The organism is Bacillus sp. CDB3, assembly GCF_002081505.1.
GTDB classification, from domain to species: Bacteria; Bacillota; Bacilli; order Bacillales; family Bacillaceae_G; genus Bacillus_A; species Bacillus_A cereus_AT.
On record NZ_ALBR01000015.1, the window covers coordinates 21,936 to 46,428 of the forward strand.

The window sequence follows — 24,493 nt, forward strand, 5'->3', positions numbered from 1 at the left end:
TCCTTGCATCATATAGTAAACAAGTGGAGTAATGGGGATTAGGAGGGAAACCATGAGATTTTATACAATTAAGTTACCTAAATTTCTTGGTGGAATTGTACGTGCGATGTTAAATACCTTCAAAAAAGACTAAAAAAAGCACCTATTACCGGTGCTTTTTCCATTGGTATAATAAAAAAAGAGCCTAGCGGCTCTTTTTTTATTATTAAACACGTTCGATTTTGCCAGATTTTAATGCTCTAGCAGAAACGTAAACACGTTGAACTTTTCCGTCGATGCGTACGCGAACTTTTTGAAGGTTAGCGCCCCATTTACGTTTTGTAGCGTTCATTGCGTGAGAACGAGAGTTACCAGAACGAGCTTTTCTTCCAGTGATAGCACAAACACGAGCCATTTATATTTCCCTCCCTTGATACCTTACCATGCGTAATTTTTCAATGTTAGTCTTTTTTGCGATGCTAAAAACACTACTATAATTTAACACAACTAAAAAGAGAATGCAACACCGTAGAAAAAAGAAATCAAGAAAAATTACTTGACACCATATATCAATGAAGAAAAGCTGAAATCAAGAAAAATTGCTTGACATATTATAGTGGTACATGTTGTATAATAACAATGGACTATTTTGCTCATCATAGAAAAGTGTAGTATAAACATAAAATATGAGAGTGAAAAGAAAGAACGATGGAATTTTCTTTAAAAAGATTATATGATAGTAACTAAAGTAGTCTAGCTCACTTTCACCATTTATGAAGGGGGAAACGAGATGTCAATTGAAATTAAAACGAAGTACGGTCAAATTGATATTAGTACAGATGTAATTGCAACAATTGCTGGAGGTGCCGCAGTAGATTGCTACGGTATCGTAGGTATGGCATCAAAAAATCAGTTAAAAGATGGATTAACAGACATTTTACGAAAAGAAAACTTCACTAGAGGTGTTATTGTTCGTAAAGATGAAGATGAAGTACATATTGATATGTATATTATTGTGAGCTATGGTACGAAAATTTCAGAAGTAGCACATAACGTGCAGACTAAAGTGAAATATACATTAGATCAAACTGTAGGACTAGCAGTAGATTCTGTAAACATCTACGTACAAGGAGTTAAAGTAATAAACTTGTAATGTGCATTAAGGAGGAAAATCTGTGTCAATTCAAAAAATTGATGGAAAACGTTTATCACAAATGATCATTCAAGGAGCAAATAATTTAACAAATAATGTTCAGCTTGTTGATGCATTAAACGTATTTCCAGTTCCAGATGGCGATACCGGTACAAACATGAACTTATCAATGACTTCAGGCGCACGTGAAGTGAAAGAAAATCCTTCACAGCATGCTGGTAAAGTCGGCGTAAGTTTAGCCAAAGGATTATTAATGGGAGCTCGTGGTAACTCTGGGGTTATTTTATCTCAGTTATTCCGTGGTTTTTCTAAATCCATTGAACAAAAAGAAGAATTAACAACAGTTGATTTTGCTGCAGCTTTAGAAGCTGGAGTAGAGGCAGCATATAAAGCGGTTATGAAACCAATTGAAGGAACGATTTTAACGGTTGCAAGAGAAACGGGTAAATATGCAGTGACAGTTGCGAAAAAACAGCGCGACTTTGTTTTGTTTATGGAAGACGTTGTAAAAGAAGCGAATGCATCGTTAAATCGTACGCCAGATTTATTACCTGTATTAAAACAAGTTGGCGTTGTAGATAGCGGTGGTAAAGGTCTAGTTGTTGTATATGAAGGATTTTTAGCTGACTTAAAAGGAGAAACGATTTCTTCTAATGTGCAGACGCAACCATCTATGAATGACATGGTACGCGCAGAACATCACCGTAGTGTACAAAGCCAATTGAGTACAGAAGATATTAAGTATGGATATTGTACGGAATTCATGGTGAAATTAGAGCCTGAAAAAATGAAGGAACATAATTTCTCTGAACAAAAATTCCGTGAAGATATTAGTGTGTACGGAGATTCACTACTTGTTGTATCAGATGATGAGGTTGTTAAGGTTCATATTCATGCGGAACATCCTGGAGATCCTATGAACTATGGACAACGCTACGGTAGTCTAATTAAGATTAAAGTAGAAAATATGCGTGAACAGCATACGGCTTTATTAGATGAACCTACTATGGTGCCTGAACAAACGAATCAACCAAAAGAGAAACAACCGTATGGTATTGTGACTGTAGCTATGGGATCTGGTATTAAAACTTTATTTGAGAGCATTGGCGCAACGAAAGTTATCGAAGGTGGCCAAACGATGAATCCAAGTACGGAGGATATCGTGAAGGCGATTGAAGAGGCGAATGCTGAAAAGATCATCATTTTACCGAATAATGGGAATATCGTAATGGCAGCAGAACAAGCAGCTTCAGTAGTAGATCAAGAAGTGATTGTTGTTCGTTCGAAAACAGTTCCTCAAGGTATGGCTGCAATGTTAGCATTTAATCCAGTTGGAACGTTAGAAGAGAATAAAGAAAACATGAACGAAGCTTTATCTCATGTGAAAACAGGTCAAATTACGTATGCTGTTCGTGATACGGAAATTGACGGTGTGGCAATTCAAAAAGATGATTTCATGTGTATTGCAGATGGAAAAATCGTATCAACAAACGCTGAAAAAGTAGGGGCTGCGAAGCAATTACTAGAAGCACTAATTGATGAGGATTCTGAAATCGTAACGATTCTACAAGGTGAAGATGCAACAGACGAAGAAGTGGCTGAATTGGTTGCGTTTGTTGAAGAGAACTTTGAAGATGCAGAAGTAGAAGTACATGCAGGGAACCAACCGGTGTATTCTTTCATCTTCTCTGTAGAATAAGAAAAGATTCGTTTTAAAAATAAATGGATTACTTACTTGCTAATGGATGAAAAGTAGTGATATGAAATTTATTACTAGTTTTTATTCAAAAGGCTAGCATATTGATGATAGAAAAGAGCCTTGCTGCTAATAGTGAGGCTCTTTTCTTACGTGTTGTATATCTTTGTTTTGTCCCTCTATTTGTGGGCAGTAAAATTTCCACCCCTAAATTCGGCTGGAGCAAAGAAGTTAGGTGGGAGATTAACTGCCCGTAAAAGCCCGATTGGTGAGGGCTAATAATCAGTGGGGGATGAACAAAACCCTTACTGATTATAGTTTCACTTTATATAGAGGGATTAGAGTAGTTTCTCTTAGAATGCCTATGATAGAATATATAGGGTGAAAGAGAGCGATTATAGATGTCGATGATGTTAATGGAGAATCAATAGAATGAATCGAAGAAAATAATGTGACGGAGCGTGAGAATCTTGAATGAAGTTGTACAAGTTCCTGTTACGGATGTAAAGGGAATCGGAGGAGAAACATCTGAGTTATTACACGAGATGGGAATTTATACAGTTTCTCATCTATTAGAACATTTTCCGTACCGTTATGAAGACTATGCGATGAAAGATCTTGCTGAAGTGAAGCATGATGAGCGTGTGACGGTTGAAGGGAAAGTGCATAGTGCTCCTTTACTTCAATATTATGGAAAGAAAAAGTCGCGTCTTACAGTTCGTGTTCTTGTCGGGCGTTATTTAATTACAGCCGTATGTTTTAATAGACCATATTATAAACAAAAGTTAAAGCTAGATGAAACGGTAACGATTACTGGTAAATGGGATCAGCATCGCCAAACGATCGCTGTATCAGAACTTCACTTTGGACCGGTTGTGCGTCAACAAGAAGTAGAGCCAGTATATTCAGTGAAAGGGAAGTTGACAGTAAAGCAGATGCGCCGTTTTATTGCCCAGGCTTTAAAGGAATATGGAGACTCTATAATTGAAGTGTTACCTGACGGTTTGTTAAGTAGGTATAAATTATTACCACGTTATGAAGCGCTCAGGGCGTTACATTTTCCAGTGGGACAGGAAGACTTAAAGCAAGCACGGCGCCGTTTTGTATATGAGGAGTTTTTCTTGTTCCAGTTGAAAATGCAAACGTTACGGAAAATGGAAAGGGAAAATTCAAAGGGCACGAAAAAAGAAATTTCGTCAGTAGAATTGCAAGAGTTTACTGATGCACTTCCGTTTCCGTTAACTGGCGCACAAAGCCGGGTTGTAGATGAAATAATGAAAGATATGACATCTCCCTATCGCATGAATCGATTATTGCAAGGGGATGTAGGCTCTGGGAAAACAGTTGTTGCTGCGATTGCCCTTTATGGAGCGAAATTAGCTCATTATCAAGGTGCTATGATGGTTCCTACGGAAATTTTAGCTGAACAGCATTATCAGTCGCTCGCTGAGACGTTTTCACATTTCGGTATGAAGGTTGAACTGCTAACAAGTTCTGTTAAAGGTGCGAGACGTCGAGAAATTTTGGCGAGATTAGAGCAAGGGGAAGTAGATATCCTTGTTGGGACGCACGCTTTAATTCAAGATGAAGTTATATTTCATAGGTTAGGTCTCGTTATTACTGATGAACAGCATCGATTTGGTGTAGCGCAGCGCCGGGTTTTACGTGAGAAAGGTGAAAGTCCAGATGTGTTGTTTATGACGGCGACCCCAATCCCGCGTACGTTAGCTATCACTGCATTTGGAGAGATGGACGTTTCTATTATCGATGAAATGCCAGCTGGTAGAAAGGTGATCGAAACGTACTGGGCAAAACATGATATGTTAGATCGTGTTCTCGGTTTTGTGGAGAAAGAGATAAAAAAAGGAAGACAGGCATATGTTATTTGTCCTCTAATTGAAGAGTCTGAGAAGCTTGATGTACAAAATGCTATCGACTTACATAGTATGCTGACTCATCATTATCAAGGGAAATGCCAAGTTGGATTAATGCATGGGAGACTATCATCTCAAGAAAAAGAAGAGATAATGGGACAGTTTAGTGAAAATAAAGTGCAAATTCTTGTATCGACAACAGTTGTTGAAGTAGGTGTGAATGTACCGAATGCGACTGTTATGGTTATTTATGACGCGGAGCGTTTCGGTTTATCGCAGCTTCATCAGCTCAGGGGGCGCGTTGGGCGTGGTAGTGAACAATCATATTGTTTATTAATTGCGGACCCGAAATCAGAAACGGGAAAAGAAAGAATGCGCATTATGACTGAAACAAATGATGGATTTGTATTGTCAGAAAAAGATTTAGAGTTACGAGGTCCTGGAGATTTCTTTGGAAGTAAGCAAAGTGGTCTACCAGAGTTTAAGGTTGCTGATATGGTACATGATTATCGAGCGTTAGAAACAGCGAGACAAGATGCGGCGATACTAGTTGATTCAGAAGCGTTTTGGCACAATGATCAGTATGCTTCGTTGCGTACTTATCTTGACGGAACAGGTGTGTTCCAGGGAGAGAAGCTCGACTAAGAGTAGTGTGCAAAAGTTTTTGTTGCATTCTACTTTTAATGATTATATACTACTGTTAGTACCTAGTCATAAAAATGGATGGTGCGGTATGAAAAAAAGAAGAAGTAAAAAAGAAAGACAAGAATTATTACAACAAACAATAGAAACGAATCCTTTTATAACGGATGAAGATTTAGCGGAAAAATTTCAAGTGAGCATACAAACTGTTCGTCTTGATCGTATGGAATTATCTATTCCTGAATTAAGAGAACGAATTAAGCATGTGGCTACAAAACAACATGAAGAAGATGTGAAATCTTTACCGTTAGAAGAGGTTGTCGGAGAAATTATCGATATAGAATTAGATAGACATGCGATTTCTATCTTTGAAGTAAAGGTAGAACATGTATTTAAAAGAAATCAAATTGCTCGTGGGCATCATTTGTTTGCACAAGCAAACTCACTAGCTGTTGCAGTTATTGATGAAGAATTAGCTTTAACTGCAAAGTCTACCATTCGATACATTCGTCCTGTAAAATTAGGAGAGCGTGTTGTTGCAAAAGCACGTGTTGAAGATGTAGAGAATGATAAAGGACGGACGGTTGTCAAAGTGCGTAGCTTTGTTGGAGAAGAACTTGTTTTCACAGGCACTTTTGAAATGTATCGATCTAGTAATTATAGTGAGGAAGGTAACAACTTATGAAAATCGCAATAGATGCAATGGGCGGCGATCATGCTCCAAAGGCTGTAGTATTAGGAGCAATGAAAGCTATTAAGGAATACCCAGATTTACATATTACGTTAGTAGGGAAAGAAGAGGGAATTCGTCAATACTTAACGAGTGAAGAGCGAATTACTATACTTCATACAGACGAAAAAATCGAATCGACAGATGAACCAGTAAGAGCGGTTCGCCGAAAAAAACAAGCTTCAATGGTACTGGCAGCAGAGCAAGTAAAGAACGGCGTAGCAGATGCTTGTATATCAGCAGGAAGTACAGGAGCTTTAATGGCAGCTGGATTATTTGTTGTTGGCCGTATGGAAGGAATTGAACGACCAGCTTTATCACCTACAATGCCAACTGTTGATGGAGAAGGTTTTGTGATGTTAGATGTTGGAGCAAACGTTGATGCAAAACCAATCCATTTATATCAATATGCAGTAATGGGCTCTGTTTATGCAGAGAAGGTAAGAGGAATTAAAAATCCTCGCGTTGGACTTTTAAACGTTGGAACAGAGGATGGCAAAGGAAACGAGCTTTCAAAACAAGTCTTTGCTATGCTCAAGGATGCACCAATTAATTTTGTTGGAAACGTTGAATCAAGAGACTTATTGCAAGGTGTAGCAGATGTTGTTGTATGTGATGGTTTTACAGGTAACGTAGCTCTAAAATCATTAGAAGGAACAGCACTTGCATTATTCTCTATGTTAAAAGAGCAATTAATGAGTTCGTTTACGAGCAAATTAGCAGCAGCGGTATTAAAACCAAAACTTATGGTATTAAAAGATAAAATGGATTATTCGGAGTATGGAGGAGCGGCATTGTTTGGGTTAAAAGCTCCTGTCATTAAGGCTCACGGTTCTTCAAATGACCAATCGATATTTAGTGCGATTCGTCAAACAAGAGAAATGGTAGCGAAAGAAGTAATTCCTACAATTTCAAATGTAATGGAGAAAGAGCCGCTTCAATAAGAGGAGGATTTGAAATGGGAAAACTAGCATTTCTTTTTCCGGGCCAAGGTTCACAGGCAGTTGGAATGGGTAGACAGTTAGCGGAGAATAATAACGAGGTTGCGAAAGTGTTTGCAAAAGCGGATGAGGTGCTGCAAGATTCACTTTCAGAAGTGATTTTTGAGGGGCCACAGGAAAAACTAACATTAACGACAAATGCACAACCTGCTTTATTAACAACGAGTTTTGCAATTTTAACGGCTTTGAAGGAATATGATATTATACCGGATTTTGTCGCGGGACATAGTTTAGGTGAATATAGCGCTCTTGTAGCAGCAGGTGCATTAACTTTTGAAGATGCTGTATACGCTGTAAGGAAACGCGGGGAATATATGGAAGAAGCAGTTCCGGGCGGGGAAGGTGCAATGGCAGCTATTTTAGGTGCTGATCCGGAAATGCTGAAACAAGTTACAGAAGAAGTAACAAGTGAAGGATATGCGGTGCAAATTGCTAATATGAATAGCACGAAGCAAATTGTTATTTCTGGAACAAATCAAGGAGTAGAACTTGCTTCTCAAAGAGCGAAAGAAAATGGCGCTAAAAGAGCAATTCCTCTTAAAGTAAGCGGACCATTTCATTCCTCACTTATGAAGCCAGCTGCTGAGAGATTCCAAAGTGTTTTAAATGAAATTACAATTCAAGACACGAATATTCCTGTTATTGCAAATGTTACAGCGGACGTTATTACACGTGGTACAGATATTAAAGAAAAGCTGATTGAACAGCTCTATTCGCCTGTATTATGGTATCCATCCATTGAGTATATGGTGAATCAAGGGGTAGATACATTTATTGAAATCGGCCCTGGAAAAGTACTTGCTGGTCTTATGAAGTCGATTGACTCTTCTGTGAAAGCATATGCGATATATGACGAAGAGACATTAAAAGATACCATTTCAAATTTGAGAGGAGAAAACTGATGTTAAAAGGGAAAGTAGCATTAGTAACTGGCGCTTCACGTGGAATTGGTCGTGCGATTGCGATTGATTTAGCAAAACAAGGGGCAAATGTTGTAGTAAATTATGCTGGTAATGAGCAAAAGGCGAATGAAGTAGTCGATGAAATAAAGAAATTAGGTTCAGATGCTATTGCAGTAAGAGCAGATGTTGCAAATGCTGAAGATGTTACGAGTATGGTGAAACAAACTGTAGATACGTTTGGACAAGTAGATATTCTTGTAAATAACGCTGGTGTAACAAAAGATAATTTATTAATGCGTATGAAAGAAGAAGAATGGGATACAGTTATTAATACAAACTTAAAAGGTGTTTTCTTATGTACGAAGGCAGTATCTCGTTATATGATGCGTCAACGTCATGGACGTATTATTAATATCGCTTCTGTTGTCGGAGTAACAGGAAACCCAGGACAAGCAAACTATGTTGCTGCTAAAGCTGGTGTAATTGGATTAACAAAAACATCAGCAAAAGAATTAGCGAGCCGAAATATTACTGTAAATGCAATTGCTCCAGGCTTTATTGCGACTGATATGACGGATGTATTAGATGAAAATATAAAAGCCGAAATGTTAAAGTTAATTCCTGCAGCTCAGTTTGGTGAAGCGCAAGATATCGCAAATACTGTAACGTTTTTTGCTGCTGATCAAAGCAAATATATTACAGGACAAACGTTAAATGTTGATGGCGGAATGGTAATGTAATAAAAGAATCGATTTCACCTAGTTTTTTTGGACAATATTTTATATAATATTTGAGGGGAGGTGAATGGAATGGCAGATGTTTTAGAGCGTGTAACAAAAATCATCGTTGATCGTTTAGGTGTAGAAGAAACTGAAGTAGTACCGGCTGCTAGCTTTAAAGAAGATTTAGGCGCAGACTCCCTAGATGTAGTAGAACTTGTAATGCAATTGGAAGATGAATTCGAAATGGAAATTTCTGATGAAGATGCTGAAAAGATTGCTACTGTTGGCGATGCTGTGACTTACATAGAGAGTCATCTATAATGCTTAAGTGAAGTCCCGTTTTTTAGCGGGGCTTCTCGGCTTATATCTGGAGGGACCTATGCCGTACCGAAAACATAGAGAAAAAAAATACGAAATAAAATATCGTGAAGCGTTTAAAGTATTTCAAGAAGAGATAGGTATTACGTTTTCAGATGAAAAATTATTGATTCAAGCATTTACGCATTCATCGTATGTGAATGAGCATCGAAAAAAACCGCATGAGGACAATGAGCGTCTTGAATTTCTTGGTGATGCTGTATTGGAACTCACTGTATCACAGTATCTGTTTCAAAAATATCCGACAATGAGCGAAGGAGAGTTAACAAAACTACGTGCAGCTATTGTATGTGAACCATCTCTTGTTCGTTTTGCAAACGAATTGTCATTTGGTAGCCTTGTTTTATTAGGGAAAGGTGAGGAAATGACGGGTGGACGTGAACGACCAGCTTTATTAGCGGATGTCTTTGAAGCGTTTATTGGTGCCCTTTATCTTGATCAAGGGCTTGAAACAGTTTGGGGATTCTTAAAAGAAGTTGTATATCCGAAAATTAATGAAGGTGCTTTTTCTCATGTGATGGATTATAAGAGTCAATTGCAAGAATTGATTCAGCGTGATGGTAGTGGGAACATTGAGTATCAAATTTTGCAAGAAAAAGGACCGGCCCATAACCGAGAATTTGTGTCACGTGTAACTTTAAATAATGAGGCATTAGGTCTTGGGAGTGGTAAGTCAAAAAAAGAGGCAGAGCAACAAGCTGCTGCAGAAGCATTGAAAAAATTAAAAGAACAATTATAAGGAATCCCCCTTTGAATGAGGGGGATTCCTTATGCATAGAATGAAACTTTCCTTTTGTTTATAAATAAAAGGAGTGGGAAATCCGTATAGTAGCTTGTTTTCGTACAGACAATGTTTACAACAACGGAGAATAGGAGGAAGGCCTTTCGTGTTTTTAAAAAGATTAGAAATAGCAGGATTTAAATCTTTTGCTGAGCGTGTATCTGTCGATTTTGTTCCAGGTGTAACTTCTGTAGTAGGACCTAACGGGAGCGGGAAAAGTAATATTACTGATGCGATTCGCTGGGTACTTGGTGAACAATCTGCAAAGTCATTACGTGGTGCAAAAATGGAGGATATTATTTTTGCAGGTAGTGATACGAGAAGAGCGGTTAATATTGCTGAAGTAACATTAACTTTAAATAATGAAGACCAACGATTACCGATTGAATATAACGAGGTGTGTGTAACACGTCGTGTATCTCGTTCGGGTGATAGTGATTTTTATATTAATAAACAATCTTGTAGACTGAAAGATATTATTGATTTATTTATGGACTCTGGTATGGGAAGAGAAGCTTTTTCAATTATTAGCCAGGGGAAAGTCGAAGAGATTTTAAGTAGTAAATCGGAAGAACGTCGAGGGGTATTTGAGGAAGCTGCGGGTGTGCTGAAATACAAACTTCGTAAAAAGAAAGCCGAAGGGAAATTAGCAGAAACACAAGAAAACTTAAATCGTGTGCAAGATATTATACATGAATTGAGTAGTCAAGTAGAACCGCTAGAAAGACAAGCTTCTATAGCGAAAGATTTTCTTGAGAAAAAAGAAGAATTAGAAAAAGTAGAAGCGGCGCTTATTGTACATGAAATTGAAGAATTACATGAAAAGTGGGAAGCGCTTCGAAATCAATTTGGGCATAATAAAGATGAAGAAGTTAAAATGTCGACGAATTTACAAAAAAGTGAAGAAGAGCTTGAGGAATTACGCGGACAATTACAAGCGGTTGATGAATCTGTAAACTCTTTACAAGAAGTTCTTCTTCTTTCTAGTAAAGAGCTAGAAAAGCTAGAAGGGCAGCGTGAGTTGTTAAAGGAAAGAAAGCAAAATGCGACGACACATTGTGCGCAGCTTGAAAAGCTAATTGTTGAATTGGTAGAGAAAGCTAAAAGTTATGATGGCGAAATTGAAACAAGTACCGAAGCGTTAATGCAATTTGTGAATCAAGTAAAAGAGTTGGAGAAGAAATTGCATGATAATGAGCAACTACTTGCAACTTTTGCCGTGAATCTAGAGGAACAGATTGAGAATTTAAAAGGTGATTATATTGAACTTTTAAATCAACAAGCAAGTCTTCGTAATGAATTATCTATGATTGAAGAACAATCTAAACAGCAAAATTCTAAAAATGAACGCCTTGATGAAGAAAATGAAAAATATGTACAGATGCGTATGGAAATTACAGCGAAAAAAGCGAAACTTGTAGAAAGTTATGAGCAAGTGAAGGAGAAAGTAGCTGGCATTATTTCTAACATACAGAAGACAGAAACGGCACTTGGGAAATGTAAGTCTCAGTATAGTGAAAATGAAACGAAACTGTATCAAGCGTATCAATTTGTGCAACAGGCGCGTTCTCGAAAAGAAATGCTAGAAGAAATGCAAGAGGACTATTCTGGTTTCTATCAAGGGGTACGTGAAGTATTAAAGGCTAGAGAAAATAGATTGCAAGGTATCGAGGGAGCTGTTGCAGAACTTCTGACTGTGCCGAAAGAATATGAAATTGCAATGGAAATCGCCCTTGGGGCAGCGATGCAACATATCGTAGTACAAACAGAAGAACATGCTCGTAATGCAATTGCATTTTTAAAGCAAAATAAACATGGTCGTGCAACGTTTTTACCTCAAGCTGTTATTAAAAGTAGATCGTTATCATTTGAACAATTACGTATTGTGAATCAACATCCAGCGTTTGTCGGTGTGGCGGCAGAACTTGTGCAGTACAACAATAAATATGAGAATGTAGTTTCAAGCCTATTAGGTACTGTTATTGTTGCGAAAGATTTACGCGGTGCAAATGAATTAGCGAAACAATTACAATATCGCTATCGTATTGTAACGCTTGAAGGTGACGTAGTGAATCCTGGTGGTTCTATGACTGGTGGAGCTGTAAAACAGGCGAAATCTTCTTTATTAGGGCGCCAGCGTGAACTTGAAGAATGGACTAAAAAGCTAGCTGATATGGAAGAAAAAACAACGAAGCTAGAAAACTTTGTTAAAGCAGTAAAGCAAGAGATTCAAGAAAAAGAAGTACAAATACGCGAACTACGCCAAGGCGTAGAAACTGAGCGTTTAGATGAACAGAAATTAAGAGAAGAAATTAATCGATTAGAATTAGAAGAACATCGAATTAACGATCGTTTATTTATATACGATTTAGAGATAGAAGGATTTTTACAAGATCAAGTGAAAATGCAAGGGCGTAAAGGAGAGTTAGAAAAGATTTTAGCAACTCTTCAAGCGGAGATTTCGGAATTAGATGGCAAAATCGTCGCATTAACGAAACAAAAAAGTGAGCAACATTCTTCAAAAGAAAAAGTTCAAAAGGAAATGACTGAGCTAAAAGTACAAGCAGCTGAACAACAACAACGTTTATCTAATCAAAAAGAAAAAGTTGAACGATTAACGAAGGAAAAAGAAGAGACTGATACGACACTTGTAAAAACGAAAGAAGATTTAGCGTTCTTAAAACAAGAGATGACGTCTAATTCAAGTGGCGAAGACCAAATTACGAATATGATAGAGAAGAAAGCGTATGATCGTAATCAAACTTCGGATTTAATTCGTTCGCGTCGTGAACAACGCGTATCATTGCAAGAGAGAGTGGAGCATTTAGAACGCGGTGTGAAAGAAACAATAGGTAAACATAAATATATTCTTGAGATGTTGAAAGATCAAGAAGTGAAAATTAACCGACTTGATGTAGAGTTGGAAAATAGATTGCAACATTTACGTGAAACATATACTATTTCATTTGAAGCAGCAAAACTGAAGTATACAATGACGATGCCTGCAGAAGATGCGCGTAAAAAGGTGAAATTAATTAAACTATCCATTGAAGAGTTAGGCGCAGTAAATTTAGGGGCAATTGATGAATACGAACGTGTAGCAGAACGTCATACATTCTTACTAGAGCAAAGAGACGACCTGGAAGAAGCGAAATCGACGTTACATCAACTTATTACGGAAATGGATGAAGAGATGAAAAAACGCTTTTCTACTACATTCGAAGGAATTCGAACGGAGTTTCAATCTGTATTCTCTGAATTATTCGGAGGCGGAAGAGCGGATTTAGTAATGACAAATCCAGAAGATTTATTAAATACTGGTATTGATATTGTGGCGCAACCGCCAGGGAAGAAACTACAAAACTTAGGTTTACTTTCAGGTGGAGAGCGTGCTTTGACGGCAATTGCGCTCTTATTTGGTATTTTAAAAGTACGCCCAGTCCCATTCTGTGTGCTAGATGAAGTAGAAGCGGCTCTTGATGAGGCTAATGTTGCTCGTTTTGCGCAGTATTTAAAGAAATTTAGTGATGAAACGCAGTTTATTGTAATTACACACCGAAAAGGTACAATGGAAGAGTCTGATGTATTGTACGGTGTAACAATGCAAGAATCAGGGGTATCTAAGCTTGTTTCTGTTCGTTTAGGTGATGGCGAAGAACTTGTAGCAAGTAAATAGGAAGGATGGGAAGTATGAGCTTTTTTAAAAAATTAAAAGAAAAGATTTCAAAACAAACGGATACAGTAACAGAGAAGTTTAAACAAGGATTGGAAAAAACAAGAAATTCATTTGCTGATAAAGTAAATGATTTAGTGTATCGTTACCGTAAAATAGACGAAGACTTCTTTGAGGAATTAGAAGAAATATTAATTAGTGCAGATGTTGGAGTTTCGACAGTGATGGAATTAATTGATCAGTTGAAAGAAGAAGTGCAACGTCGTAACATTCAAGATCCAAAAGAAGTACAGGCTGTGATTTCTGAGAAGTTAGTGGGAATTTACAAAGGTGATAGCGACTTTAGTAATGAAGTTAATATACAAGAGGGTCAATTAACAGTTGTTTTATTTGTTGGTGTTAATGGTGTAGGAAAAACGACGACAATTGGTAAGCTTGCACATAAATTTAAATCGGAAGGTAAGTCTGTCCTATTGGCGGCAGGAGATACATTCCGTGCTGGGGCGATTGAACAATTAGAAGTATGGGGCGATCGTGTTGGTGTAGAAGTAATTAAACAAGGATCAGGGTCTGACCCAGCGGCTGTTATGTACGATGCTGTACAGGCAGCGAAGGCTCGTAAAGTGGATGTGTTGCTATGTGATACAGCAGGACGCTTGCAAAACAAAGTCAACTTAATGAAAGAGTTAGAGAAAGTGAAGCGTGTAATTGAGCGTGAAGTACCAGGAGCTCCTCATGAAGTATTACTTGTTATTGATGCAACAACAGGACAAAATGGTTTAAGTCAAGCGAAAACATTCCGTGAAGCAACGAATGTTACTGGTATTGTTTTAACGAAGTTAGACGGAACTGCTAAAGGTGGTATCGTATTAGCAATTCGTAACGAAATGGATGTACCGGTGAAGTTTGTTGGACTAGGAGAGCAAATGGATGATCTGCAGCAATTTGATCCAGAACAATATGTGTATGGTTTATTCGCGAACTTGGTAGAAACTGAAGAAGTGTAAGTGAAAGAAGCGGTATTTCCGCTTTTTTTTCTATAAAAAATATGTGATGTTAAGAAAAAAACTTGACACTCTTTTATACTCCATGTAAACTAATTCATGTAAAGGGAAATCACTTAACAAAGGATGATCCAACATGCTCGAAAAAACAACGAGAATGAACTATTTATTTGATTTTTATCAATCGTTGTTAACGCAAAAACAAAGAAGTTATATGTCGCTTTATTATCTAGATGATTTATCTCTTGGTGAAATTGCGGAAGAATTTGATGTAAGCCGCCAAGCCGTGTATGATAACATTAAACGGACTGAAGCGATGCTTGAAGAATATGAAGATAAATTAGTATTACTTCAAAAGTTTCAAGAGCGACAGCGACTTGTTGCAAAGCTAAAACAGCTAATCAGCGAAGAAGAGCATGTGAATGAAGAAATGAAACAAGTTGTTGAAGCTATCGAAAAATTAGATTAGGAGGGCGGCAATATGGCATTTGAAGGATTAGCCGACCGACTTCAACAGACAATGCAAAAAATCCGCGGCAAAGGAAAAGTTTCTGAAGCCGATGTGAAAGAAATGATGAGAGAAGTTCGTCTAGCTCTTTTAGAAGCAGATGTTAACTTTAAAGTAGTAAAAGATTTTATAAAGCGTGTGTCTGAGCGTGCTGTCGGACAAGATGTAATGAAAAGTTTGACACCTGGACAACAAGTAATTAAAATCGTGCAGGAAGAACTTACAGAACTTATGGGCGGAGAGCAAAGCAAAATTGCTGTTGCTAATAAGCCACCGACTGTTATTATGATGGTTGGTCTGCAAGGTGCGGGTAAAACAACGACAACAGGTAAGCTTGCGAATTTACTTCGTAAAAAGTATAATCGTAAACCGATGCTTGTTGCAGCAGATATTTACCGTCCAGCAGCGATTAAACAGCTTGAAACATTAGGGAAGCAATTGGACATGCCTGTTTTCTCTTTAGGAGATCAAGTAAGTCCAGTTGAAATTGCGAAACAAGCGATTGCAAAAGCAAAAGAAGATCATCACGATTATGTTTTAATTGATACAGCGGGTCGCCTGCATATTGATGAAGAACTAATGGATGAATTAGCGAAAGTTAAAGAAGTTGCGAAACCGGATGAAATTTTCCTTGTTGTCGATGCGATGACAGGACAAGACGCGGTAAATGTAGCACAAAGTTTCCATGAGCAGTTAGGTTTAACAGGTGTTGTATTAACGAAATTAGATGGTGACACGCGCGGTGGTGCGGCATTATCTATTAAGGCTGTAACAAACACACCAATTAAATTTGCTGGTATGGGTGAAAAGCTAGATGCGATTGAAGCGTTCCATCCAGAACGTATGGCATCCCGTATTTTAGGGATGGGTGACGTCTTAACATTAATTGAAAAAGCGCAAGCTACAGTTGATGAAGAGAAAGCAAAAGAACTTGAGCAAAAAATGCGTACGCTTTCGTTTACGCTTGACGATTTCCTAGAACAACTTGGACAAGTGCGTCAACTTGGACCGCTTGACGAATTGTTAGGAATGCTTCCTGGTGCAAATAAAATTAAAGGGCTGAAAAATGCACAAGTTGATGAAAAACAAATTGGGCATATTGAGGCAATTATTCGTTCTATGACTAAATTAGAGCGAGAACAACCGGAAATAATCAATGCTAGTCGTAAAAAACGCATTGCCAAAGGTAGCGGTACAACCGTACAAGAAATTAATCGTCTAATCAAGCAATTTGATGATATGAAAAAAATGATGAAGACGATGACTGGAATGCAAAAAGGTAAGAAAAAAGGACTAGGTGGATTGAAGTTTCCATTCATGTAAGGAAAAAAAGATGGCTCTGTTAAGAAAAAATACTTTACAAAGCAATAGTCTTTTTGCTAATATAATTATCTGTGTGAAATAAATTCGGAGGTGCTTTATAAATGGCAGTTAAAATTCGTTTAAAACGTATGGGAGCTAAAAAAACTCCTTTCTATCGTGTAGTTGTTGCAGATTCTCGTTCTCCTCGTGACGGACGTTTCATTGAGGAAATCGGTACTTACAATCCGGTTGCTCAACCAGCTGAAGTTAAGATCAACGAAGAAGCAGCATTAAAATGGTTAGGAAACGGTGCTAAACCATCTGATACAGTTCGTAACCTATTCTCTAACCAAGGTATCATGGAGAAATTCCACTTATCTAAACAAGGTAAGTAATTGAGGCAATGACTATGAAGAAGTTAGTCGAGACGATTGTCAAGCCTCTTGTCGATTATCCTGAAGATGTAAAAGTTACACAGGAACTTTGCAACGGAGAGATAAAGTATCGATTAACTGTACATCCTGAGGATGTTGGAAAAGTCATTGGAAAGCAAGGGAAGGTTGCGAAAGCAATTCGAATGCTCTTGTATTCAGTGGGACATCATAATGATGAAAAAGTAACACTGGAAATTCAATAAACGTAAAAAGGGCGAGGAGTTAATTCCTCTCCCTTTTTTAACATTTAAAGAGAAGTTGCATGTTCCATATATGAAATGGAGATGCTTAATTTATATAGAAACCAGGGGTGACATACTATTTATGACAAAATGGTTTAACGTAGGGAAAATTGTAAATACTCATGGCGTAAGAGGAGAAATTCGTGTGATTTCTCGTACTGATTTTCCGGAAGAGCGATATAAAGTAGGAAACACGTTATACATATGTAATGAGAAAGGTACAGACTATCTTCCAGTGAAGGTAACTTCTCATCGTCAACATAAGACATTTGATTTATTAACACTTGAAGGATACAACAATGTAGATGAAGTAGAGAAGTTGAAAGGTTCTTTAATAAAAGTACCAGAAGAGCAGTTAGGCGAACTAGCTGAAGGTGAATACTACTATCATGAAATTATTGGTTGCAGTGTTGTAACGGAAGAAGGAGAAGCGTTAGGAACGATCAAAGAGATCTTATCTCCTGGTGCGAATGATGTATGGGTGATTAAACGTCCAAAAGGTCAAGATCTTTTAATTCCTTATATTGATGACGTTGTACTTCAAGTTAACATTGAGAATAAATTAGTAACCATTCATGTAATGGAAGGATTGCTATAATGAAGATTGACATTTTAACATTGTTTCCAGATATGTTTACGGGTGTGTTTGGGTCTTCAATTTTAAAGAAAGCACAAGAAAAAGAAGCGGTAGAGCTTCGTGTTGTCAATTTCCGTGATTATACAACTAGTAAGCATAATAGTGTAGATGATTATCCGTATGGTGGGGGCGCTGGGATGGTATTAACCCCTCAGCCTATCTTTGATGCGGTGGAAGAGTTAACGAAGGAAACAGACCGTAAACCGAGAATCGTCTTAATGTGTCCACAAGGAGAGCGTTTTACGCAGAGGAAGGCAGAAGAGCTTGCTGAAGAAGAGCATGTTATTTTTGTATGTGGCCATTATGAAGGGTACGATGAACGAATTCGTGAACATCTTGTAACAGATGAGATTTCTATTGGTGATTACGTATTGACGGGTGGAGAACTAGCCTCAATGGTGATTACTGATAGTGTTGTACGTCTCCTGCCAGGAGTACTAGGGAATCAAACGTCACAAGTGGAAGATTCTTTTAGCACAGGTTTGTTAGAACACCCACATTATACACGTCCTGCTGATTTTCGTGGTATGAAGGTACCGGATGTATTAATGTCAGGAAATCATAAAAACATTGATGAATGGCGCCATAAAGAATCCTTGCGTCGTACGTATACGCGTAGACCAGATTTACTAGAAGAGCGAGAATTATCTAAGCAGGAAGAGAAATGGCTGGAGCAAATTAAAAAAGACCAATAAGGGCTTGATATATTTTCTGTTGCAACAGTCCTAGCAATATGCTATTATAACATTTGTGCTACTGAAATCAGTAGCCGTATTAACGATGTTCCGCTGTAATTTATTAAGACTTTATAAGAGCATCTGTTTAAAGGAGAGAATTTAATATGCAACAATTAATCGCAGAAATTACAAAAGGCCAATTAAAAACTGACCTTCCTTCATTCCGTCCTGGAGACACTTTACGTGTACACGTAAAAGTAGTTGAGGGAACTCGTGAAAGAATTCAGCTTTTCGAAGGTGTTGTAATCAAACGTCGTGGTGGCGGAATCAGTGAAACATTCACAGTTCGTAAGATTTCTTACGGCGTAGGTGTTGAGCGTACATTCCCAGTTCACACGCCAAGAATCGCGAACATCGAAGTACTTCGCCGTGGTAAAGTACGTCGTGCTAAGTTATACTACTTACGTAACCTTCGCGGTAAAAAAGCACGTATTAAAGAAATTCGATAAGACATGTATGGGAGCTTGTAAATGCGCAAGCTCCCTTTTTCCAATCTATATAAAATTTTGATATAATACGAGCAGCTTACATAACTGTGGAGGGGAAATGCATGAAGAAAGAAAAGAGTTCACTTTGGGAATGGATCAAAGCAATTTTGATTGCAATTGTATTAGCGGGCGTTATTAGACAGTTTTTCTTTGCGCCAATTCTCGTAGATGGTGTATCGATGTCACCAACTTTACATGACCGTGATCGAATGATTGTTAATAAAATAGGTTATCACATAGGTGATCCGAAGCGCTTTGATATTATTGTATTTCGAGCGACGGAAGAAAAAGATTATATTAAGCGTATTATTGGCCTACCAGGCGATGAAATCGAATATCGTAATGATAAACTATACGTTAATGGAAAAGCTTATGAGGAGCCATACTTAGACAAACAGAAAAAACAAATTTCTGACGGACCGCTTACATATGATTTTACTCTGGAAGAAATGACTGGAAAGAAAACTGTCCCAGAAGGTCAATTATTTGTTTTAGGTGATAATCGCCGTTTTAGTAAAGATAGCCGGACAATTGGTACAATTTCAGTGGACCAAGTAATTGGTAATGCAAATATGTTGTATTGGCCGTTAAAAGATGCACGTATTGTGAAATAACAGAAAAAGAAGGTGGCAACATGGCAATTCAATGGTTCCCAGGACATATGGCAAAGGCTAGACGCCAAGTAACAGAAAAATTAAAGTTAATCGATGTTGTAATTGAGCTTGTAGATGCTCGATTACCTTTATCTTCTCGAAATCCGATGATTGATGAAATTATTACACATAAACCGAGACTGGTTGTTTTAAATAAGGCGGATATGGCAGATGATCGTTTAACGAAACAATGGATCGCGTATTTTAAAGAAAAGGGCCATAAGGCAATTTCAATTAACGCGCAAGCTGGACAAGGTATGAAAGAAATTGCAGCAGCTTGTAAAATACTTGTTAAAGAAAAATTTGATAAAATGGTTGCTAAAGGTATTAGACCGAGAGCGATTCGTGCTTTAATTGTGGGTATTCCAAATGTTGGAAAATCTACTTTGATTAATAAATTAGCGAAGAAGAATATCGCGAAAACAGGAGATCGTCCTGGAGTAACTACAGCTCAGCAGTGGATTAAAGTTGGAAAAGAAATGGAGCTACTTGATACACCAGGTATTTTGTGGCCTAAATTTGAAGATCAATTAGTTGGTTTACGTCTAGCTACGACTGGTGCAATTAAAGACTCTATTTTGAATCTACAAGATGTAGCTGTTTATGCATTACGTTTTATGGAGAAACATTATCCAGAACGATTAAAAGAGCGATATAATTTAAATGACATTCCAGAAGATATTGTGGAGTTATTTGATGCAATCGGAAAAAACAGAGGTTGCCTAATGGGTGGCGGTATGATTGATTATGATAAAACATCTGAACTTATACTTCGTGAGCTTCGTGGTGGTAAACTTGGAAAAATGACGTTTGAAACACCAGAAGAGTTTGCAGAGCAGGTAGAAGATGTGGAAAAAGTAGAAGAAGTATAAGACGTGCGTTTGTGCGTCTTTTCTTTTTGGATACGTTTAAAAAGGAGTATAGATAGATGCAAAAAATGACTATACAAGAAGCCGAATGTTTGCTACAAGAAATTATAAATGAAGAAGATGAGCGTTTTCAAATGTTAGTGAAAGACGAGAGAAAAGGTGTTCAAAAGTTAATTTTGAAGTGGTATAAACAAAAAGAGTTAGCACACAAGGAAAAAGAAAAATTTCTAGAAATGTCTAAGTATGAACATGCTTTGCGTGAAAAAGGAATCACGTATATTGCTGGCATTGATGAAGTGGGACGAGGACCGTTAGCTGGACCTGTTGTGACGGCTGCTGTTGTCCTTCCAGAAGAGTTTTATATTCCAGGGTTAAATGACTCGAAAAAGTTGAGTGAAGCGAAACGAGAGCGTTTTTATGATGAAATTAAAGAGCATGCAATTGCAATTGGAGTTGGAATTGTATCACCACAAATTATTGATGAAATCAATATTTATCAAGCAACGAAGCAAGCGATGTTAGATGCAGTTGCCAATTTATCATGTACACCAGAATATTTATTAATCGATGCGATGAAGTTGCCTACATCAATTCCGCAAACATCAATTATTAAAGGTGATGCGAAAAGTATATCTATTTCAGCTGCATCTATTATTGCGAAAGTGACAAGAGATCGTATGATGAAAGAGTTAGGTAAAAAGTATCCTGCATATGGATTTGAACAACATATGGGATATGGGACGAAACAGCATTTAGAAGCGATTGAATCACATGGAGTGTTAGAGGAACATCGGAAATCATTTGCGCCAATTAAAGATATGATTTAAAAATAAGCTGTGAATATACAGCTTATTTTTTTATTTTGGTATATGAACATTATTATTTTTAAAAAAGAATAAAGCGATTTCAGTTTTCTGACACTTTATTGTAGACAGCGTGCCAATCATCTTATACAATGGCAATGTGATGTTTTTTAAACATTAAAAAACTTTTCGAGTAAAACAGGAAAACAGGGGAGGATGGGACCATGAATATCCATGAGTACCAAGGTAAGGCAGTCCTTAGAAGCTATGGGGTTAGCGTTCCGAACGGGAAGGTTGCATTTACAGTAGAAGAAGCTGTAGAAGCAGCTAAAGAATTAGGAACGGAAGTATGTGTAGTTAAAGCGCAAATTCACGCTGGTGGACGCGGCAAAGCTGGCGGAGTAAAAGTTGCGAAAAATTTAGAAGAAGTTCGTACATATGCAGAAAGCATTTTAGGAACTACACTTGTGACGCATCAAACAGGTCCTGAAGGTAAGGAAGTAAAACGCTTACTTATCGAAGAAGGTTGCGATATTAAAAAAGAATATTATGTAGGTCTTGTGTTAGATCGTGCAACTTCTCAAGTTGTTTTAATGGCATCTGAAGAAGGTGGAACAGAAATTGAAGAAGTAGCAGAAAAAACACCTGAAAAAATCTTTAAAGAATATATTGATCCAGCAGTAGGTTTACAAGGTTTCCAAGCACGTCGAATCGCGTTTAACATCAATATTCCAAAAGAGCTTGTAGGACAAGCTGTGAAGTTTATGATGGGCTTATATAGTGCGTTTATCGAAAAAGATTGCTCTATCGCTGAGATTAATCCACTTGTTACAACAGGTGACGGTAAAGTTATGGCTTTAGATGCGAAATTAAACTTTGATTCTAATGCGTTATATCGCCATAAAGACATTTTAGAACTTCGTGACCTTGATGAAGAAGATTCAAAAGAAATTGAAGCTTCTAAATATGACTTAAACTACATTCCTTTAGATGGAAATATCGGTTGTATGGTTAATGGTGCAGGTTTAGCAATGGCTACAATGGATATCATTAAGCATTACCATGGTGACCCAGCTAACTTCTTAGATGTTGGTGGCGGCGCAACAGCTGAAAAAGTTACAGAAGCATTCAAAATTATCCTTTCTGACAAAAATGTAAAAGGTATCTTTGTTAACATTTTTGGTGGCATTATGAAGTGTGATGTTATTGCAGAAGGTGTTATTGAAGCAACGAAGCAAGTAGGTCTTGAGTTACCTTTAGTTGTACGTCTTGAAGGTACAAACGTAGAGTTAGGTAAGAAGATTTTAAATGAGTCTGGCTTAAATATTGTTGCAGCAGAATCTATGGCAGACGGTGCACAAAAAATTGTTTCACTAGTGGGCTAATAGAAAGCGGGGGAGAAAAATGAGCGTATTAGTTAATAAAGATACAAAAGTTATTGTTCAAGGTATTACAGGTTCTCAAGGATTATTCCATACAAAACAAATGATTGAATACGGTACGAAAATTGTCGGTGGTGTAACGCCAGGTAAAGGTGGCACTGATATTGAAGGTGTACCAGTATTTGATACTGTAGAAGATGCAGTGAAAGCAACAGGCGCAAATGCTTCAGTTGTATACGTTCCACCCGCTTTTGCGGCTGATGCAATTATGGAAGCAGTTGATGCAAAGATTGATTTAGTAGTATGTATTACTGAAGGAATCCCTGTATTAGATATGGTAAATGTAAAGAGATATATGGCAGGTAAACATACACGTTTACTTGGACCAAACTGTCCTGGTGTCATTACACCTGATGAATGTAAAATTGGTATTATGCCAGGATACATTCATAAAAAAGGTCATGTGGGTATCGTATCTCGCTCTGGTACATTAACGTATGAAGCTGTACATCAGTTAACACAAGAAGGTATTGGCCAATCTACTGCTGTAGGTATCGGTGGGGACCCTGTTAACGGTACAGACTTTATTGATGCGTTAAAAGCATTTAATGAAGATGAAGAAACACATGCTGTAATTATGATTGGTGAAATCGGCGGTACGGCAGAAGAAGAAGCAGCTGAGTGGGTAAAAGCTAATATGACAAAACCAGTTGTCGGCTTCATTGGTGGCCAAACTGCGCCTGAAGGTAAACGTATGGGCCATGCCGGTGCAATCATTTCTGGCGGTAAAGGAACTGCTGCGGAAAAGATTAAAACAATGGAAGCTTGTGGTATTAAAGTAGCTGAAACGCCAGCTGTTATGGGTGAAACATTAATCTCTGTTTTAAAAGAAAAGGGATTATTTGAAACTTGTAAAAACTATTAATCTTTTTGAAAGACACCTTCTTATTTGAGGGTGTCTTTTTACACTTTTCCTGTTTACATAATAAAAATTATGGGTAAGGAGAATTAAGATGAAAAGAGAACGATTATTGCACCTACATTACGTGTTGGCAGATCATTGGAAAGCGATGGAGAGGATACTATATGTTGATCCGGAATTGAATAGGATGTACACGTTTAGTGCAAAGCAATTTGAACATTACGCTGGAATATCCTCGAAAAAATCTTCAGAACTAGTAAATTTTCTTCAGAATGCAAGTCTCCCGCAATATATCTCCTATTTAGAAAAAAATCGAATGTTTTATATGACTATATGGGATGAGGATTATCCAAAATTATTGCGAGAAATACAAGACCCCCCTTTTGTTTTATATGGAAAAGGGGAGAGGGATTTTCTTAGTAAAGTAAATAAATTAGCGATTGTTGGGACGAGAGATCCGTCTTTATACGGAAAGAAGAGTATGAAATTTATTTTACACCCTTTACTTGAAAAGGAATGGCTTATTGTTAGTGGGTTTGCAAGAGGGATAGATACAATTGCTCACGAAGTTACAGTAAGTCAGCATTGCCCGACTATTGCAATCTTAGGACATGGATTATCTTATATGTATCCGAAAGAGAATAGACGTTTATATGACACGTGGAAAGACTATATATTGTTATTGACAGAGTATCCTCCGCATTATGCACCGAAAAAATGGTATTTTCCAAAAAGAAATCGAATTATTAGTGGAATAAGTAAAGGGGTTTTAGTTGTAGAAGCAAAATCGAGAAGTGGATCACTTATTACTGCAGACCTTGCATTAGAGCAAAATAGAGAGGTATTTGCCCTTCCTGGACCAATATTTATAGATAGTGCATCAGGAACGAATTATCTTATTCAACAAGGTGCAAAATTAGTACGAAATGCAGAAGATATCCTGGAGGAAATTATAAATTAGCCTTATATTTTTATGTTTTT

The 24,493-nt window shown here is 37.5% G+C and carries 26 protein-coding genes; 25 read left to right on the forward strand and 1 reads right to left on the reverse strand.

Features of this window, described 5'->3' with window-relative positions:
- The first annotated feature begins 52 nt into the window (after window positions 1-52).
- Complete coding sequence (spoVM, locus tag CDB3_RS05230; RefSeq protein WP_001213599.1) at window positions 53-133, forward strand: stage V sporulation protein SpoVM; 81 nt, start codon at window positions 53-55, stop codon at window positions 131-133.
- Between the two features lie 72 nt (window positions 134-205).
- Here spoVM and rpmB read toward each other — a convergent pair whose 3' ends face one another.
- Entirely contained in the window at window positions 206-394 is a 189-nt protein-coding gene (gene rpmB / locus CDB3_RS05235; protein WP_000124776.1) for a 50S ribosomal protein L28, read from the reverse strand.
- Between the two features lie 375 nt (window positions 395-769).
- Between rpmB and CDB3_RS05240 the strand changes: the two genes are divergently transcribed.
- The 24 genes from CDB3_RS05240 to dprA all read left to right on the forward strand — a co-directional run bounded on the left by CDB3_RS05240 (window position 770) and on the right by dprA (window position 24,473).
- Window positions 770-1,132, forward strand: a complete 363-nt coding sequence (locus CDB3_RS05240) for an Asp23/Gls24 family envelope stress response protein (RefSeq protein WP_000021109.1) — start codon at window positions 770-772, stop codon at window positions 1,130-1,132.
- Between the two features lie 22 nt (window positions 1,133-1,154).
- On the forward strand, window positions 1,155-2,831 hold the full coding sequence (locus tag CDB3_RS05245) for a DAK2 domain-containing protein (RefSeq protein ID WP_000027116.1): 1,677 nt from the start codon (window positions 1,155-1,157) through the stop codon (window positions 2,829-2,831).
- A gap of 467 nt (window positions 2,832-3,298) precedes the next feature.
- Window positions 3,299-5,347 (forward strand): ATP-dependent DNA helicase RecG, encoded by a 2,049-nt coding sequence (recG, locus tag CDB3_RS05250; RefSeq protein WP_071771507.1) that lies wholly within the window; start codon window positions 3,299-3,301, stop codon window positions 5,345-5,347.
- Window positions 5,348-5,435: 88 nt separating this feature from the next.
- On the forward strand, window positions 5,436-6,029 hold the full coding sequence (gene fapR / locus CDB3_RS05255) for a transcription factor FapR (RefSeq protein WP_000747352.1): 594 nt from the start codon (window positions 5,436-5,438) through the stop codon (window positions 6,027-6,029).
- Window positions 6,026-7,018: a phosphate acyltransferase PlsX gene (gene plsX / locus CDB3_RS05260; protein WP_128853684.1), complete on the forward strand. Its 993-nt coding sequence runs from the start codon at window positions 6,026-6,028 to the stop codon at window positions 7,016-7,018. Before fapR ends, plsX begins: the two co-directional genes overlap by 4 nt.
- A 14-nt stretch (window positions 7,019-7,032) precedes the next feature.
- Window positions 7,033-7,977 carry an ACP S-malonyltransferase gene (gene fabD, locus CDB3_RS05265; RefSeq protein ID WP_097830952.1) on the forward strand — a complete coding sequence of 315 codons (945 nt, stop codon included), beginning with the start codon at window positions 7,033-7,035 and terminating at the stop codon, window positions 7,975-7,977.
- Window positions 7,977-8,717 (forward strand): 3-oxoacyl-[acyl-carrier-protein] reductase, encoded by a 741-nt coding sequence (fabG, locus tag CDB3_RS05270; RefSeq protein ID WP_097830953.1) that lies wholly within the window; start codon window positions 7,977-7,979, stop codon window positions 8,715-8,717. The genes fabD and fabG overlap by 1 nt, the downstream gene beginning before the upstream one ends.
- A gap of 69 nt (window positions 8,718-8,786) precedes the next feature.
- The gene (acpP, locus tag CDB3_RS05275; protein ID WP_000786062.1) at window positions 8,787-9,020 is read left to right on the forward strand and encodes an acyl carrier protein; all 234 of its coding nucleotides are present in this window, start codon (window positions 8,787-8,789) and stop codon (window positions 9,018-9,020) included.
- Window positions 9,021-9,078: 58 nt separating this feature from the next.
- On the forward strand, window positions 9,079-9,816 hold the full coding sequence (gene rncS / locus CDB3_RS05280) for a ribonuclease III (RefSeq protein WP_097830954.1): 738 nt from the start codon (window positions 9,079-9,081) through the stop codon (window positions 9,814-9,816).
- Between the two features lie 148 nt (window positions 9,817-9,964).
- Complete coding sequence (gene smc, locus CDB3_RS05285; protein ID WP_128853685.1) at window positions 9,965-13,534, forward strand: chromosome segregation protein SMC; 3,570 nt, start codon at window positions 9,965-9,967, stop codon at window positions 13,532-13,534.
- Window positions 13,535-13,548: 14 nt separating this feature from the next.
- Window positions 13,549-14,538 carry a signal recognition particle-docking protein FtsY gene (gene ftsY / locus CDB3_RS05290; protein WP_128853686.1) on the forward strand — a complete coding sequence of 330 codons (990 nt, stop codon included), beginning with the start codon at window positions 13,549-13,551 and terminating at the stop codon, window positions 14,536-14,538.
- A 133-nt stretch (window positions 14,539-14,671) separates the two neighbouring features.
- Window positions 14,672-15,004, forward strand: a complete 333-nt coding sequence (locus CDB3_RS05295) for a putative DNA-binding protein (protein WP_000891061.1) — start codon at window positions 14,672-14,674, stop codon at window positions 15,002-15,004.
- A 12-nt stretch (window positions 15,005-15,016) separates the two neighbouring features.
- Entirely contained in the window at window positions 15,017-16,366 is a 1,350-nt protein-coding gene (gene ffh, locus CDB3_RS05300) for a signal recognition particle protein (protein WP_098500628.1), read from the forward strand.
- Between the two features lie 101 nt (window positions 16,367-16,467).
- Window positions 16,468-16,740, forward strand: a complete 273-nt coding sequence (gene rpsP, locus CDB3_RS05305) for a 30S ribosomal protein S16 (protein WP_000268750.1) — start codon at window positions 16,468-16,470, stop codon at window positions 16,738-16,740.
- A gap of 14 nt (window positions 16,741-16,754) precedes the next feature.
- On the forward strand, window positions 16,755-16,982 hold the full coding sequence (locus CDB3_RS05310) for a KH domain-containing protein (protein WP_128853687.1): 228 nt from the start codon (window positions 16,755-16,757) through the stop codon (window positions 16,980-16,982).
- A gap of 121 nt (window positions 16,983-17,103) precedes the next feature.
- A complete protein-coding gene (gene rimM, locus CDB3_RS05315; RefSeq protein WP_000170271.1) occupies window positions 17,104-17,619 on the forward strand; it encodes a ribosome maturation factor RimM in 516 nt (171 codons plus the stop codon).
- Entirely contained in the window at window positions 17,619-18,353 is a 735-nt protein-coding gene (gene trmD, locus CDB3_RS05320; RefSeq protein WP_000686893.1) for a tRNA (guanosine(37)-N1)-methyltransferase TrmD, read from the forward strand. Before rimM ends, trmD begins: the two co-directional genes overlap by 1 nt.
- Before the next feature lie 146 nt (window positions 18,354-18,499).
- Window positions 18,500-18,844, forward strand: a complete 345-nt coding sequence (gene rplS, locus CDB3_RS05325; protein WP_001186517.1) for a 50S ribosomal protein L19 — start codon at window positions 18,500-18,502, stop codon at window positions 18,842-18,844.
- 101 nt (window positions 18,845-18,945) lie between these two features.
- On the forward strand, window positions 18,946-19,497 hold the full coding sequence (gene lepB, locus CDB3_RS05330; protein ID WP_000711850.1) for a signal peptidase I: 552 nt from the start codon (window positions 18,946-18,948) through the stop codon (window positions 19,495-19,497).
- Between the two features lie 20 nt (window positions 19,498-19,517).
- Entirely contained in the window at window positions 19,518-20,408 is an 891-nt protein-coding gene (gene ylqF, locus CDB3_RS05335) for a ribosome biogenesis GTPase YlqF (protein WP_001007645.1), read from the forward strand.
- 56 nt (window positions 20,409-20,464) lie between these two features.
- Window positions 20,465-21,232, forward strand: coding sequence for a ribonuclease HII (locus CDB3_RS05340; RefSeq protein WP_128853688.1), 768 nt, complete (start codon window positions 20,465-20,467; stop codon window positions 21,230-21,232).
- A gap of 200 nt (window positions 21,233-21,432) precedes the next feature.
- Entirely contained in the window at window positions 21,433-22,593 is a 1,161-nt protein-coding gene (gene sucC, locus CDB3_RS05345) for an ADP-forming succinate--CoA ligase subunit beta (RefSeq protein WP_001020797.1), read from the forward strand.
- A gap of 19 nt (window positions 22,594-22,612) precedes the next feature.
- Complete coding sequence (gene sucD / locus CDB3_RS05350) at window positions 22,613-23,515, forward strand: succinate--CoA ligase subunit alpha (RefSeq protein ID WP_000115185.1); 903 nt, start codon at window positions 22,613-22,615, stop codon at window positions 23,513-23,515.
- Window positions 23,516-23,603: 88 nt separating this feature from the next.
- A complete protein-coding gene (dprA, locus tag CDB3_RS05355; protein ID WP_128853689.1) occupies window positions 23,604-24,473 on the forward strand; it encodes a DNA-processing protein DprA in 870 nt (289 codons plus the stop codon).
- Window positions 24,474-24,493: the final 20 nt, after the last annotated feature.